Annotated in this window: 16 protein-coding genes; 4 read left to right on the forward strand and 12 right to left on the reverse strand. The window is 46.4% G+C overall.

All coding sequences use genetic code 11. The features are described from left to right. Nucleotides 1-45: 45 nt before the first annotated feature. The 7 genes from IYN85_RS13615 to IYN85_RS13645 form a co-directional block, all read right to left on the reverse strand. The gene (locus IYN85_RS13615; RefSeq protein ID WP_230390736.1) at nucleotides 46-492 is read right to left on the reverse strand and encodes a GFA family protein; all 447 of its coding nucleotides are present in this window, start codon (nucleotides 490-492) and stop codon (nucleotides 46-48) included. A gap of 216 nt (nucleotides 493-708) precedes the next feature. Further along, nucleotides 709-1,482 carry an aminoglycoside adenylyltransferase domain-containing protein gene (locus IYN85_RS13620; RefSeq protein WP_196159456.1) on the reverse strand — a complete coding sequence of 258 codons (774 nt, stop codon included), beginning with the start codon at nucleotides 1,480-1,482 and terminating at the stop codon, nucleotides 709-711. A 118-nt stretch (nucleotides 1,483-1,600) separates the two neighbouring features. Continuing rightward, nucleotides 1,601-2,374, reverse strand: a complete 774-nt coding sequence (locus IYN85_RS13625; protein ID WP_196159457.1) for a hypothetical protein — start codon at nucleotides 2,372-2,374, stop codon at nucleotides 1,601-1,603. Between the two features lie 192 nt (nucleotides 2,375-2,566). Then, nucleotides 2,567-3,238 carry a hypothetical protein gene (locus tag IYN85_RS13630; RefSeq protein WP_196159458.1) on the reverse strand — a complete coding sequence of 224 codons (672 nt, stop codon included), beginning with the start codon at nucleotides 3,236-3,238 and terminating at the stop codon, nucleotides 2,567-2,569. A 63-nt stretch (nucleotides 3,239-3,301) separates the two neighbouring features. Next, nucleotides 3,302-3,634, reverse strand: coding sequence for a GNAT family N-acetyltransferase (locus IYN85_RS13635; protein ID WP_196159459.1), 333 nt, complete (start codon nucleotides 3,632-3,634; stop codon nucleotides 3,302-3,304). Between the two features lie 161 nt (nucleotides 3,635-3,795). Then, nucleotides 3,796-4,122 (reverse strand): GNAT family N-acetyltransferase, encoded by a 327-nt coding sequence (locus tag IYN85_RS13640; protein ID WP_196159460.1) that lies wholly within the window; start codon nucleotides 4,120-4,122, stop codon nucleotides 3,796-3,798. Nucleotides 4,123-4,284: 162 nt separating this feature from the next. Further along, nucleotides 4,285-4,593 (reverse strand): nuclear transport factor 2 family protein, encoded by a 309-nt coding sequence (locus IYN85_RS13645; RefSeq protein ID WP_230390738.1) that lies wholly within the window; start codon nucleotides 4,591-4,593, stop codon nucleotides 4,285-4,287. Nucleotides 4,594-5,061: 468 nt separating this feature from the next. Between IYN85_RS13645 and IYN85_RS13650 the strand changes: the two genes are divergently transcribed. The 3 genes from IYN85_RS13650 (at nucleotide 5,062) to IYN85_RS13660 (ending at nucleotide 7,814) form a co-directional block, all read left to right on the forward strand. Further along, nucleotides 5,062-5,664, forward strand: coding sequence for a GNAT family N-acetyltransferase (locus IYN85_RS13650; protein ID WP_196159461.1), 603 nt, complete (start codon nucleotides 5,062-5,064; stop codon nucleotides 5,662-5,664). Next, complete coding sequence (locus tag IYN85_RS13655; RefSeq protein ID WP_196159462.1) at nucleotides 5,661-6,083, forward strand: hypothetical protein; 423 nt, start codon at nucleotides 5,661-5,663, stop codon at nucleotides 6,081-6,083. Before IYN85_RS13650 ends, IYN85_RS13655 begins: the two co-directional genes overlap by 4 nt. 144 nt (nucleotides 6,084-6,227) lie before the next feature. Continuing rightward, a complete protein-coding gene (locus IYN85_RS13660) occupies nucleotides 6,228-7,814 on the forward strand; it encodes a putative Ig domain-containing protein (RefSeq protein WP_196159463.1) in 1,587 nt (528 codons plus the stop codon). Nucleotides 7,815-7,920: 106 nt separating this feature from the next. Here the strand turns inward: IYN85_RS13660 and IYN85_RS13665 are convergent, their stop codons facing one another. Then, nucleotides 7,921-8,565: a hypothetical protein gene (locus tag IYN85_RS13665; protein WP_196159464.1), complete on the reverse strand. Its 645-nt coding sequence runs from the start codon at nucleotides 8,563-8,565 to the stop codon at nucleotides 7,921-7,923. 148 nt (nucleotides 8,566-8,713) lie between these two features. Between IYN85_RS13665 and IYN85_RS13670 the strand changes: the two genes are divergently transcribed. Continuing rightward, nucleotides 8,714-10,621, forward strand: a complete 1,908-nt coding sequence (locus IYN85_RS13670) for a DNA topoisomerase III (protein WP_196159465.1) — start codon at nucleotides 8,714-8,716, stop codon at nucleotides 10,619-10,621. Nucleotides 10,622-10,668: 47 nt separating this feature from the next. On the opposite strand, the gene IYN85_RS13675 is transcribed toward IYN85_RS13670, so the two are convergent. The 4 genes from IYN85_RS13675 to IYN85_RS13685 all read right to left on the reverse strand — a co-directional run bounded on the left by IYN85_RS13675 (nucleotide 10,669) and on the right by IYN85_RS13685 (nucleotide 14,444). Continuing rightward, on the reverse strand, nucleotides 10,669-12,705 hold the full coding sequence (locus tag IYN85_RS13675) for a bifunctional diguanylate cyclase/phosphodiesterase (RefSeq protein WP_196159466.1): 2,037 nt from the start codon (nucleotides 12,703-12,705) through the stop codon (nucleotides 10,669-10,671). Between the two features lie 277 nt (nucleotides 12,706-12,982). Next, a complete protein-coding gene (locus IYN85_RS25920; RefSeq protein ID WP_230390739.1) occupies nucleotides 12,983-13,273 on the reverse strand; it encodes a flavodoxin family protein in 291 nt (96 codons plus the stop codon). A 26-nt stretch (nucleotides 13,274-13,299) separates the two neighbouring features. Beyond that, entirely contained in the window at nucleotides 13,300-13,425 is a 126-nt protein-coding gene (locus tag IYN85_RS26165) for a hypothetical protein (protein ID WP_255533745.1), read from the reverse strand. Next, a complete protein-coding gene (locus tag IYN85_RS13685; RefSeq protein ID WP_196159467.1) occupies nucleotides 13,422-14,444 on the reverse strand; it encodes a questin oxidase family protein in 1,023 nt (340 codons plus the stop codon). Before IYN85_RS13685 ends, IYN85_RS26165 begins: the two co-directional genes overlap by 4 nt. Between the last annotated feature and the right edge of the window lie 40 nt (nucleotides 14,445-14,484).

Here is a 14,484-nt window from a genome sequence, read left to right on the forward strand (position 1 = left end):
AGTTCGAGCCTACGACAAATGGAAGGATTCATAGTTAATTTTCAGTCACTCAGGCTGGATTTTACGGCGATTCTGAAGCATATCGTTCAGAGTATCCATGTCCGGCATGTCAGGATGTTGCGTGCCAGAATCACCAATCTCATCCCAATGCGCCTTGGAACCTACGCACAGGTGATAGGCGACCCGGCTTGACACATCGCCTGGCAGTAAACCACCAGGCACCCAAACCTGGGTTTGATTACCCATCGCATGAGGCACCGTACTACCACAGGTTGAACAAAAGTCAGAGCGATACCCAGAAGGCAGCGCGAATTGCCGGATATTCGCCTCCCCTTTTCGCCACCGAAACTGCTCTTTGTTGAGGAAGGTAGCGGTATCGGACGCTGACGCAGAAAGCCTGCGACACAATGAACAATGGCACTGATAAAAGTCCGGCAGATCACCTGTAATTTCAAACTCAACGCTACCGCACAAACAAGATCCCACCAGCATAATTCAAACATCCTTACTAAACTGAAAACAACAAACGCACTTACTTTAATACGTTACTTAGTGGCAACTCAATAAGAAAAAAAAACGACGAAGTCAAAATACAGTTACTCAACGTTCGCGCTTCTTATTAGACGTTGCAGACTCTCAGGTGAATCACTTATCCTGTCGTACAACACGAGGAAATTAATCAAGAACATTGACTTCAGGAAAATTTACTCATCTGGAAGACCTGTCAGCCTCAGAAGCAATCTGCGACATCATATATTGGGCAAAATCGACCAGTTCTTTCTGGTCAAAATCTATAGATACTGGTTCATGGCTTTTGTATGCTATGAGCGCCTTTCGCACCGTCTGCGCATACAGTTCTGGCAAGGTACCTTGCGCCCACTCACCCCCTTCAGCTTTTGACGCAATACCGCCTACCCGCATATATCGAAAACTCCGGCAAAGGTTGAGGATATTGTATACAGGGTTAGCAAGTATATGTTCATCTACGCGATCAAGATCGTTCATAACAGAAGCGAGGAAATATTGCGCGGAAACCGGCTGAAACACTTCGCCAATAGGTTGACCGTATAAACACCGCCCCCGGCTAATCGTTACCGCAAAGTGTGCCGCCAGGTCCGGGTCTTCACCATCATCGCAAAGATAGTCTTTGTCCTGACGATAACGCTCCTTATAATCATCGGAGTAATGGAGAACAAAAGGCGTTGGGTACTTAAAATCAGCAAGCACCACTTGAGATACGATACTCATTTCCATACCATTTTCGGGGAACTTATTGGCCAGATCCAACAAAAAATTAATAATTTCCTTTTTTTCTGTCTTACTTATCTCATTATTAACAACAGCCAAATAATCAATATCGCTGGATAACGGATTAAAACACCCCATTGCCAACGAACCGTGCAGATATATACCCACTAAACGGTCACCTAATACACGGTTGAATTCAGCTACCAGCGCAGCAAAAAGCTTATCTAAAACCATATATCAGCCTTACCTTACCCGTTGACCAAACCGGTTCATGTGAATACAAAGCCCTACAGAAAATACAGTATCAGTACGATACCCGCGTCGATCTTGAGACTTTTCAACCAGTTTTCAACTATGCATAGTTGTCTTCTAAAAATTGAACCCATTCATCGAACAAAGTGTCATCACTGATCTTAAGTACGTCACTAAAATCATCAGATACCAACATTTTCAATAAAGCATCTTTACCATATTTGAATACAATATATTCGACAAACTTATCTGCAAAATCGTATCCACCATGATTGGAAAACTTAACTGGATTGTTTGTGTACCAAACGTCTTTATCCGGTATATTTGAATACCCCTTAAGATCAAAATGATCAACATTTCTGTTGGACAAATACAACGCCAAACCCTCGTTAAGCCAAAGATTGGACTTAGGCGCGATTCGATAAACAACGGTATGCACGAACTCATGTCCAGTCGCATTCATTATGCTCTCATAGGTGTGCCCAGCGACACTGGCCGCAGGGGAGACAATTAACACATTTTCACCTATATTGTCGCCAATGTACCAACTTAAATCTAAAAATGAGGACAGAATGGGGTATTTTTTATTCTGAAAAGTCCCTTGCTTCTCATACACATAGACATTCGTAGTTCCGATTTCCAACTCAAAGAAATCAACCGATTTCAAGTATGCAGCTTCTAACACGGAATCCATTTCTTTGAGTAGCTCAGCATTCTCAAACTCCGAGTGTATATCAAAGTGGCTGAAACGACTTATCACCATAGGTGATGAATGCAGTTTCTTAACATTAAAATAAGAAACTGCTAAGCCAGACAACATAAAAACCGAGATCAATAGTCCAAATAATTTCCCATATCGCATAGCTTCACCCATTCCCATTCATCCTAATATTGATACGTTTCAGTGCACCACAGCTTGCCATCTCAAACAGATGAGAATTCCGCAATTTTTGCGTTAAACGCCAAACGACTTATCGCCTAAACCACAACATTCTTCTTCAATAAATTCAGAATATGAAGTGACCACCAAATGCGGATAAAAGCCACTCAAAAAAAGGAGCTCCCTTTATGACGTTAAAAAACTAATTACAGGTGTTTCTAGAATGAATTTCTCACCACTATCCAACGTAATTTCAATAAAGAAAATATGTTGACCTTCAAACTCGGGAGATTCGTTCAGTTTGAGTTGCATGTTGTAACTGGCATAAACTTCATCTTGTTCGAGGTAACGCTCGAGGCTGAAATAGCTGACTGAGCTATCTTCGTAGCTGTAGAAATAAGTGGCTGAATCAGCAAAAACAACATCAAACTTAGACACCAGCGAATCTCCGGCCGCCAACGAACTATTAAAGGCAGAAGAAGAACTAATTTTAACGGCGACTATTTTTTCCTTCGCACTCGGCATCATTGGAGAACAGGCATAGGCCGAACTTATCATTGAAAATAATGGACTCTTTCGTTTTCCAGTTTTCAGAGCAATCATCTGAACCTCCGAATCTATCGAGAAAACGATGTCACTGAAATTTACTTCACTATCTTCGCTATAAACCTCTCCCAAAATAATACCTGGGTAACTTTTAGATTCCTGTGCCTCCAAAATATGAACAGACATATTAATAATGTCGAACTCTGTCGGGTAGGAACTAAGATCCCCGCAAGGACTGAGTTCAGCAAACTGCTTATCACAACCATATATGACTAGAAACACAACAAACAGTAACAATGTTTTAACTTTCATGCTTATCCTTAAACTTTAATATGCTCTGTTTTTTAGACCAATCCAGCGGCAGCAACGGCCAGATTAGTCCCGAGTTTTATCCAGGTCTGATTTTAGAAGCCCATATATTTCACTATCATTCACAGCCCCATCAAACTCCCACCGGTGTCGCAACAAGCCTTCTTTGATAAACCCTGCTTTGGTCAGTACTCTTGCCGATGCGACGTTATCTGGGTTGATATCTGCCTCAAGCCTCCGTAAACCCAACTCGTCAAACAGATAATGCGTAAAGAAAGTCAGCGCCTCTTGCATATATCCCTGACCCCAGTAATGTCGATTCAGGGCGTAACCGATTTCTGATCGTTTTTTGTGTCCTGAGTCGGAAGTTCGTATAGTTTCAGAGCTATTGGGAAGCACTAGTACAAGGCGCTCTTCGCAGAGAATATCGAGATCTTTTCAAGAAGAGCAACGACGTAATAGTGTTTTCCATTAGCTCCCTTCGGGCGCGACATTCAAGCTCTCTAGCGTCGTTCTGTCTCTTGCCAATGGAAAAACCATTGACTGCGAGACACGCCTAGCTATAGATCTTGAATGACACGCTGAGTACATGCGAACTTCTGACTCAGGACACTAGCTTCATTTAAATTAAACATAAGCAAGATCCCCACTAACTTTTGAGTCTCATTCTCTATAATTCCCAAAGAAATGGATTGACCCTGGTTAAAGTTAAAATCTGCACTGGATATGATTTTTTCTATATCAGCTTTATGCACCAGGGGATGCATACCCCAATGCACCACAACATCCGCATCCGCGTATATCTCCATAAGATCATCACAATCATCTTGTCTGAGCTTTCTTATAGTAAGTCGACTGGTGGAATATTCTGAGAATGTAAAATCCAAATTAACCTCTTGATGACATCAAATCTTCGAATTGAAATAGGAAGTAGCCTGGCCCTCCATTGCAGTCAGCTTTCTGAACTAAGCCAAATGAAGCAACGCTTATTAGACCCTTAGCGATATAATTTCGGCTGACCAACAGAGAACGACGCTTTAACAATTAAGTCATTCTGTATTTTCATAAATACACAGCATTTCAATCTCGCCCTTCCCTTCAGCGAAATTTCTGGTAATGACTTCATGGTCAACGACGATAGTATCCATAACAATTCGACTTAACAGTTTTGCATATAAATCAGGCTCTTCGAATCGAACGGCTATGCGTTGTCGCATTTCGTCATGGCCAGACGCTGTACATTCGCCATGTAAATTGAATTGTTGTGCATCTGTCGCATAGGTATTTAGCCAACCATCAATATCCTTATTATTGTAAGCATCCAACTGACGTTGAACTAATGTCTCGTTCTTATCCATTCAAACACCTAGTTAACTTATCACCTACGTTGAAGCTGACGACAAACCCATTCTCAAACAACTGTCTTTTAGCGCAGCGAATTCACTTTTCTTCAAGTCTGAAATGAACCCGTCCATTCTGTTCGGATTTAGCGATGAATAAGACGACTACTGTAGAATCAGGGACTGCCTCAGTCCGAGCTCATTTGATCCGTTGTATAGTCTGGTTTAAAGCCAAACTTGTCAATTTCAAGATAGGTGATTACTGATCTGGATCGTTGAATAATAATTCAAATAAAAACCTAAGTTATCTCGTCCGATAGTAAGTGGACGTAATCGATAATACCGTAGCGTCAAAAGCCTAAGAATGATGATATAGCAATCCAATATGGTCTTACGCGCGGGTTTTATCGTTTTATACGCGTGCATTTTCGAATGCAAAACGGTTTAATACGCCTTCTAGTCTTCGCTCAACTAAGGATTAAACGCATGACTTTTCCATGGTCTGAACCTGTAACGCTCACTGGTAACCGGGTGACATTGCGACCGCTTTCAATAAACGATACCGACGCACTGGTTGCGGCCGCCAGCGACGGGAAGTTATGGGAGCTATGGTATACCGGGGTACCGACACCGGAAGGTACTCGCGATTACATTGAGGGAGCACTACGGGACGTACAAGCGGGCACGGCCAATGCCTTTGCCATTGTTGAAAACAAAAGCGGAAAGGTAGTAGGCAGCACTAGGTTTCTGAATATTGCCTTCGCCGATCGTCGGTTGGAGATTGGCGCGACCTTTTACGCACAGAGTGTGCAACGATCCGGCATCAATACCGAGGCGAAGTTCCTGTTGTTACGCCATGCGTTTGAAACCCTCCAGTGTATAGCCGTGGAATTTCGCACCCACTGGCACAACCGGCAGTCACGTAATGCGATTGCGCGCCTTGGTGCTAAGCAAGACGCGATATTGCGTAATCACAAAATTATGCCCGATGGCACCTATCGCGATACGGTGGTGTTCTCGATTATCGAAAATGAATGGCCTGCGGTTAAAAGCAATTTGAACTTTATGATGTCCCGGCACCCAGCATGATTACCCAAATTCAAGAAAGGGTGTCGCATAAGTTTCAGTTGTTTGACTCACTGGCAGAATCCTTAGACTTCGAACAGTTACACACTCGCATTGATTTGCCCAAATACAAAACCATTGCTGAACACCTTTGGTGTGTAGTCGGCGCGCGTGAAAGCTATGCAAAAGCCTTGATAGCCGGTCAATGGCAGGGTTTTGCGTGCTCACTGGATGAAGATGCAAGCTTAGCAATCTACCAAAAAGCGCTAAAGTCCAGCACAGTGGTTTGTTTAAAGGCGTTCAACCAACTCGACACCCCGTCGCAAAACCAGCTGACCTTGCTACTGGATTTACTGGAGCATGAAACAGTGCATGAGGCCCAGCTCATACGACTTTGCTATGCGCTGGAAATACCTTTCCCCGATATAAGTCGGTGGAGTTAGGCAATGGACACCCGTTGACAGTCAATTAACATCACGCATAGCAAAGGTGTTCGTTTACCTGGAAATTTGTGAGTAAAGCCTCAGAGGCGCCGTTCACTTTGGTATATCATTACGTTTTCGGGACTATCGTCAGGACACAACCTTTTGAATTGCAAACGGATATTCGCCAGCCTCCTACTCATCGCTACACCTTTTCTCGCCGGTTGCGATTTGGCTCAGCCGCCGTCAAAGCAAATACCCGACACAAAAAGTGCGGAAGGCACCGGTACAGCGCCGATTGTATTCTGGCCAACCCCGGTCTACGCGCATACCGGTATCCCACTGAACTTCACCATGGTTGCGTTTGACCAAGAGAACGACTTACTGACGTTTTCACTGATTGATGCGCCCACCGGAATGACGATCAATAGTGAAGGTACTATTCACTGGCCAGCACAAAACGTGGAAGGCACCTACACGTTTCAAATAAGTGTTGATGATGGCCAACAGAAACCGGTAACTCTATCCACAACACTGTATGTCGACGACGCTAACTTTCTGTTTGTTGCGTCAAACGGCGATAATAACAATCCCGGGACGTTAATAGCCCCACTCGCAGACATTGAAACAGGCCTTAGTAAACTAGCCGAACTGGGTAAAGGCACGTTGGTCATTCGTGGCGGAACCTATCAGGAAACTTGGATATGGGAAATCAACGGTAAAGTCTCTCCCACCAACGGGGCACATGGGAATCCTCAACAGCCCTTTGTTGTTATGGGGTATCCGGGTGAAGAGGTTATTCTGGACGCCGGCGGGCATGGCTTCTGGACATTCAATGCCAGCTATTGGCTGTACAAGAATCTGACCGTTATCAACGCACAGGTTGGTGAACGAGCAGGTATGATGTTAGGTGGTCATCACAACATTGCGCAAGAGGTGACCGTGAAAGACGCTGACTGGAGTCGCAGTAAAAACTGCACCGGTTTCTTGCTGCGTGGTAACCGCACCGTCTGTCATCGTTGCACGGCCGTCGATAACTATGACCGCTCGAGTGATCATTGGAACAGCAGTAACTTTCTCGCTTACGCCGACAACGTTGATGACAATACCTTTGTAATTGACAGCCATTCAGAAGGCAGCATTGTTGGGTACAAAATTAAGCATGCCGGAGCAGGTACTGCGGTCTTTCATGGCAATGTAGACGATAGCAGCGCCATAGGGTTCGGTGGGATAGATGATCACTCGCTGGTACAGTTTAATCAATTCCGTAATAATCAAAGCGCCATTTATGTGGGAATCGCTGACCCGAATGACAATACGAAGGGTGACATGATTATCCAACGCAACACCGTACTGAATGCAAGCGCCGAAAACCTGGAAATCCAAAATACCTACGCTCAAGATTCCGGCATTCAATTTTCAGACAATGTGATTAAATCCGATTCTGGTTTCAGTACCAATAACAGCCTTGCCAATGCGGTCACCCTTTGGCGATACACCCCAAAAGAGGACATTCCCGCTCAGCTGTTGACTGCGGATGGAAACTGTTGGATAGGCCCATCAGCCGGAGACGCATTTATCTTCGGCCAAAACAATGCTCTGACTTTTGCGCAGTGGCAAAGCCTGGGTTTTGGACCAAATTCACATTGGGAGACCAATCTCAATTCGTTATCCAACAACAACGAATTGAACTCGGATTCGCTTTGTTTTTTTGAAACCCGCCCCATTGGGGCTAACAGTCATGGGATGTGATAGTACCGCAACTCTATTCGCATTGTTAAAAGTGAAAGGTCAAATACATATAGACTGTGCACAAGAGCTCAGCCCATGCCAACGGTGCGGAACACGACGCTCTTCATTAAACTGAGGTTTGCGCCAAATAACTTAAAATGACATTGAACATGTTGTTAATAAAACCTTCGGTGTCCTTTCGCGCTCTGTTCGTGTCATTGTCTTTTAAGGTTAACCGTGCCTTCACAAAATGCCCCTGATGTTCTGTCACGACAAGAAGTGAATACAGAGCGAGATTTTCCTGGACCAGGCGGAGTTTGATAACGATAAATACGAAACCGCCGCTGTTGACTTCCCGACTGCTGAGTATGTCAATATTGCTGTAAAGACCCGCGTCTTGTGCGGAGACAATGTCCTGCAGGCTCCACTTTGCCACTTGATAGACTTTTTCCTTGTGCTCTAGTGGAATCACGGAATCGTCCACTGGCCAGATATAGAAATCCGCTTTGTGGACCGATTCACCCGATCTCGAATAACGAACAGAGTAACCAAGTCCCTCGTCGTATATATGGAAATCCTCATATTGATAGCCGTTTGTTGATTGTGGCAAGTATGAAACAATGTCAGGCTCTGCTGTGACGGTCGGCTGTGTTAAGTCTCCGGTGGCAGCAGGCTCTGTTGCTACCGACTGAGTGCTGCACCCTGTCAATAACACAACAAGCCAGGTTACAACGACGATGGTATAAAATTGCTGTAAGCGTATTGCCGTCATAAACCCACCTCTTTGGACCGAGTCAGAAATAATCATAGGATACAAAGCGGGTTTCTACCGATTCGAACTTGGCTTATCGCCAATGCTACTTGACCGACACAGATAAAATACTGTATATAAATACAGCACTATAACTCTATGACACACCATGCGCTTATTTATTGCTGAAAAACCCAGTCTGGGGCGAGCTATCGCAGCGGTTCTGCCCAAACCGCACAAGAAAGAAGACGGCTACATCGTGGCAGCGAATGGCGATACGGTGTCCTGGTGCATCGGGCATTTGCTGGAGCAACAAGAGCCGGAGGCATACAACCCAGAGTTTAAGCGGTGGTCACACGAGCACCTGCCTATTATTCCACAACACTGGCAATTAAAGGTGAAGGGAAAAACGGCGAAGCAAGTTGGTGTACTGCGTAAGCTGATCAAGCAAGCCAATACCCTGGTTCACGCGGGGGACCCGGACCGCGAAGGTCAGCTGTTGGTGGATGAGCTGATTCACTTTATCGATACTAAAAACAGCAAGCCGGTAATGCGCTGCCTGGTCAATGACCTGAATCCTGCTGCTGTCAGCAAAGCCGTGGCCCAATTACGGGATAACCGAGATTTCAAATCTCTGTCAACGTCGGCGTTAGCGCGTTCGCGAGCCGACTGGTTGTATGGCATAAACCTGACTCGGGCCTACACACTGCAAGGTAAAACAGCAGGCTACAAGGGGGTGTTATCCGTTGGGCGGGTGCAAACTCCGATCCTGGGTTTGGTCGTGCGCAGGGACATAGCCATTGAAAACTTTGTCAGCGTGCCATACTTCGATGTGTGGGCTACTTTACGCACAGAGTCAGGCGAAACATTTCTGGCCAAATGGCAACCCAGCGAAGCGTGTCAGCGGTTTCTGGACGAACAAGGGCGCAATTTATCAAAACCCTTAGCCGAAAATGTAGTGCAACGTATTTCCAATCAGCCGGCCAGCGTAACGACGGTAAAACGCGAACAGAAAAAACAGGTCGCCCCGTTACCTTACAGCTTATCCGCATTGCAGATAGACGCGGGTAAAGCTTTCGGTATGAGTGCGCAACAGGTATTGGATACCTGTCAGAACTTATATGAACGACACAAAGTGATTACCTACCCTCGTTCCGACTGTCGGTATCTGCCCTCAGAACACCATCGCGAAGCGTCCCAGGTGTTCGGCGCGGTACAGAAAACCATCAGCGGACTGAATAAGCAACCATGGGATGCCTTCAACTTCCAGTTTCAACAAAAAAACCGAGCGTGGAATGACAAACAGGTCGGGGCGCACCACGCGATTATTCCAACTCTGAAATCCAGCACCAGCCTGAACGCTGATGAAGAGAAAGTCTACAGTCTGGTTTGCCGAAACTATTTAGCTCAGTTTTTACCAGTCTACGAATTCGCGGCTACTCGCGCAACGATAGACATTCAAGGCGGGGAATTTTTAGCAAAGGCGAATGAAGTTCTCGAGACTGGTTGGCAAGTGTTGTTCCCGCGCAAGAAAGAAGATACCCCGCCATTGCCGACGCTGAACAAGGGTGACTCCCTTCAATCGCTAGAAGCGCAATTGCATGAAAAACAGACCTCACCTCCGGCTCACTTTACTGATGCAACACTGCTCGCGGCGATGACAGGAATTGCCAGTCATGTCAGCAATCCGGACATACGAAAAATTTTAAAAGACACCGATGGTCTGGGTACTGAAGCAACGCGCGCGAGCATTATTGAATTGCTGTTTAAGCGGGGATTTTTGCAACGCAAAGGCAAAACGATTACCTCAACCGTATCCGGCAGAGCCTTTATTACCGCCTTACCAGAAGCCTTAACCTTACCGGACATGACCGCACAGTGGGAGTCCACGCTCTCGGCAATCGCCCAGGGCGAACAAAAATATGAGGCACTGATGTCGCCTCTAAGCGAATCACTAAAACAGATGACGATAGAAAGCCGGTCGATTATCCCAAGTGCGTTGAATGGATTGGGGTCTGCAAAAGGTTTTCGCAAACGCAAGGGGACAAGGCGAACGAGAAAAAGCGATAAGGCTTAAGAAAAATCTTTAACTAAGCCCGCCAGTATCCTGAGTCAGATGAACCTTCAAGAAGTACCCTTAATTATTTCCGTATCATTTGTGATTCCAGTTCTGCGCGCCTCTCGTCGATCTGAAAAGAAAAAATAACGACCTTCGCCACTGCCTTTCGCTGCATACATGGCTATATCCGCCGAACGGGTCAGTTCAATATCATTCAGGCCATCGTGTGGATACACACTGATACCAACGCTGCAACTGATGGCAATATCAATACCGTTGATAGCATAGTGCTCACCGACAGAATCTATAATGCGTTGCGCAATTTCCTTTATGACGTCATGATCATCAATATCTTCAATGATCACTACAAACTCATCACCACCAATGCGCGCAACCGTATCTACTTCACGCATTAATGTCTTTAGCCGCTGCGCGACCTGCACCAATAAACCGTCGCCAATCTCATGACCGTAATGATCATTAACCGGTTTAAACTTGTTCAGGTCGATAAACAAAATTGCGCACTCCTTTGCATGTCGCTGAGCTCGCGCGATGGCCCGATGCAAGCGCGATTGAAAAAGAGAGCGATTAGCGATGCCGGTCAGGGTATCAAAGTTGGCCATGTGCTTAAGACGATCTTCCGCTGCTTTGCGGGTTTTTATATCACTGAACATGAGGACGTACTGGCCGTAATCGTGTTGGTCATCCTGCACGATGCTGATACTCAACCGTACCGGCGTCAGGTCACCTTGGGTGGTTTTAAAGTCAATATCCCCTTCCCAGTTCTCTTTGTATTTTAACGCTCGGGTAATGGCAAAACGCTGCTCCTCTTCCATCTGGTCATGGGTGATGGAAAATACCTGCCCAACTAACTTCTCAGTCGTACAGACCGCAAGCTTACAGAATGCCTCGTTCGAAGACATGACATACTGATTTTCATCGAGAATAACAATACCGTCCTGACTGTGGTCCATAACGATGGAGGATAAACGCAACTCCTGCTCCATGCGATGCTTCTCAGTTTGATCAATCACGAATGCCAGACCGGTTCCTCCATGCAACATAACACTGCCAATAAATACTGGAACCTTATGACCATCCATGTGCAAGAATTTTTTATCATAGGGGTTGCACGCCCCTGTTTCACGCAATTCAGCAACCGCTTTGTGATCCAATTCAGAGTATCGAAGGGGCGTTAAAGACTGCCAGTTGAGTTCATGTTCAGTGACATGCGTTTTGTTGTAGCCCAACATCTGCAGGAAACTATCATTCGCATCCAGAATGCGGCCATCAAAGTGAAACTCATACATACCCACCAGATCGGACTGAAACAAACTGGTGAAACGATTGTCACTGATTCGCAATTCAAGTTCAGTACGGTGAAGCTGCCGGGCGATCTTTTTGGAAAACAAAAAAGCCACCAGTAAGAGCAGCAAAAAAGAAACGGAGTTTACCCAGGTCAGTACCAGCCGAATCCAACGGGCGCCATCGCCGAGGGTGTCGGAAAACTGCAGTTCTTTTTCGGTGAGTCGGGCATCCAATGCATCCAGCTGGGTCAGCAATACGGCGACCCGCTGAGGTTGATCATGCTGGATCGCGAACTCAAGCTTAATGGCTAAGGCCTGCAGTTGCTCAATCAACACATCAGCTTCGCTCCAATATTCAATCGCTTTCTTCAAGTAGTAGACTTCGTGAAACATCAGAAAGAATGAAATCATGCCGGGAATATCATCCGGATGATTGCCTCCGGCCAAGAAACCAATTTGGGCCTGTTCTCTGTCGGCCGGGTTTGATTGCAGAGCTTCCCGCGCTAAGCGATCCCCTAAATTAATAGCCAAACTATTGTTAAAGTTTTCAAAGTGCAATGGGTCGGAGGTATATACATAACGGTAAAGCTCAGTGACAGCACTGTTCTGTGCTTTTGCCCATAGATTTTCACCACGCACATAGGCGCGTACGTTGTTCATCACTTCAGTGACGTATATCCCCAAGGCAAACATGACGGTAGCAACAACCAACATCAACCCCATGACCTGATACAGCCTTGTATGCATGGGAGTCTGTGTTGCTGCTGGAGAATTGACGAAAGACTGTTTTGTCATCGGTCCATCCGGTTGCGTTCCGAAGCGGATACCCGTTTGAGCATCGGCATAGCAGATGGTCTAACTGGTCATCTAGAAGAGTATAGATCGCCTTTCCCGTTTTTCTATCGGTCAACAATTTCCTCAACCTTTTTCCAAATCAAAGGACGTAAGGATTTATTGGCAATAGCAACTGCAGCAACTCGCCTTCCCAGATAACATGTACTCGCTCGGTCTGTCGGGTGAAGCTGACCACTGGTCACATGTGCGACAACACCCAACTGACACCCAAGCCGGTTCACACCAGAGTTTTATATCCGCATGCCGTATCCAAGCCCACCCAGAGCATTCCCTGCAGACTGGCAAGAGTATTCATCGCTTGCAGGCAGGCAGTTTGATCACCGTTTAAACTACTGCCACAGGTGAAACCCGCCGCTATCTTGTTTGCCCACCGTTGTTTTGACCACTCATCACTGGTGGCATCAATAAATGCTTTGAATTGGGCTGCTGCGCCGCCCATATAAGTTGGCGACCCCATGATGATGGCATCGACCGACGACAATTGCTTAAAAAAGATCCTTAACGACAAAGCGGCCAGCGAAAATTTTGGAAGCCTCAATCCGGTAGCAAAATTACGTCGATGTCAGAGTTATCTCCGGCGCCTTTCGTTATGGCGTCAGCCAATTGCTGTGTGCTGCCACGCTGACTGAAATAGGCAATAGCGATTCGTACCTGAGTCACAGTACTTCCACCTGTACGTTGCCTATCATCGGTTGTAACTGCGCATCGTTCATGACTTCCCGTTCGGCAACCAACCAAAAAAGCTTGTTTTGCGTTTGCTGGTAGTAGGCAAGACAAGCGGCCACCAGTTTCACGGTGTGATCGCGCGTACCATGCGCGGCCAGGGTTTTCAGCTGGGTCAGCGATAAGACCGGCGTGCTTTTTGTCGCGGGCATGGCCTTCCAACGCAAACCTTTTGATAACCAGGCTACAACCAGTGCTTTCCACATTGGCAGCAACAACAGAGTTTTGTCATCCAACCATTGGCTGACCCGTTCTGCAGCCAACATACCGGTCACGCCGTGTAGCAGAGTAAAATCGTCGTGCATCCACAAAGCGGAAATCGCCATGGTGCGCAGAGCGTCGAAGCTTAACGCCGCCGTCGCCTTTTTAAAGCGCAATTGCTGGTACGCCGGCAAAGCCGTCAGGACTGCAAATTCTTCCGTGATGGTCGGTCTGTTAATGCGCTGTGTTGGCCAATCCACTTCGTCCACCAGATGCTCGATCACTGTCGCAAGAGAGACATCCGCCTCGGTTCCAGTATCGGCCTGCGGAAAGGGAAGTGACTGGTAAGCCCATGCCCAATACGCTAACCCTGCGACAATTTCGGCATCGTTTTCGTCGTGCACTGAGTGCCCCAGACGAATCACCGGATGCAATGCCCCGCCCGTAATACCGTCTGCCAGCATGGGCACATAGCGGTTGACTAAAGACCGATTACCCAGGCGTTGTTGCTGAGATTCCATGTAAGCGTGCAACCCCGCGTAATTCTGTGTTTTGCCCAGCCAGCTTTTCAGATCGTTATCGTTCTCAATGGCAATAGCCTGAGCGTCCACCCAGCGGATTTTTTCCGCCATCATGGCCTGGTAACGGGCAATATGAATTGTGCTGGCGCCCAGCTCTTTTAACGCGCTGACAACCATAGGCTCGTGATTGGTCAATCCATTTCCGAAATCCGGATGTTGTAAAGGTGTGTTCATGATCCCTGACTCCTGTTTTGTGCAGATGCCCTCACTGTAG

Source organism: Reinekea sp. G2M2-21, from assembly GCF_015687175.1.
Classification (GTDB): domain Bacteria; phylum Pseudomonadota; class Gammaproteobacteria; order Pseudomonadales; family Natronospirillaceae; genus Reinekea.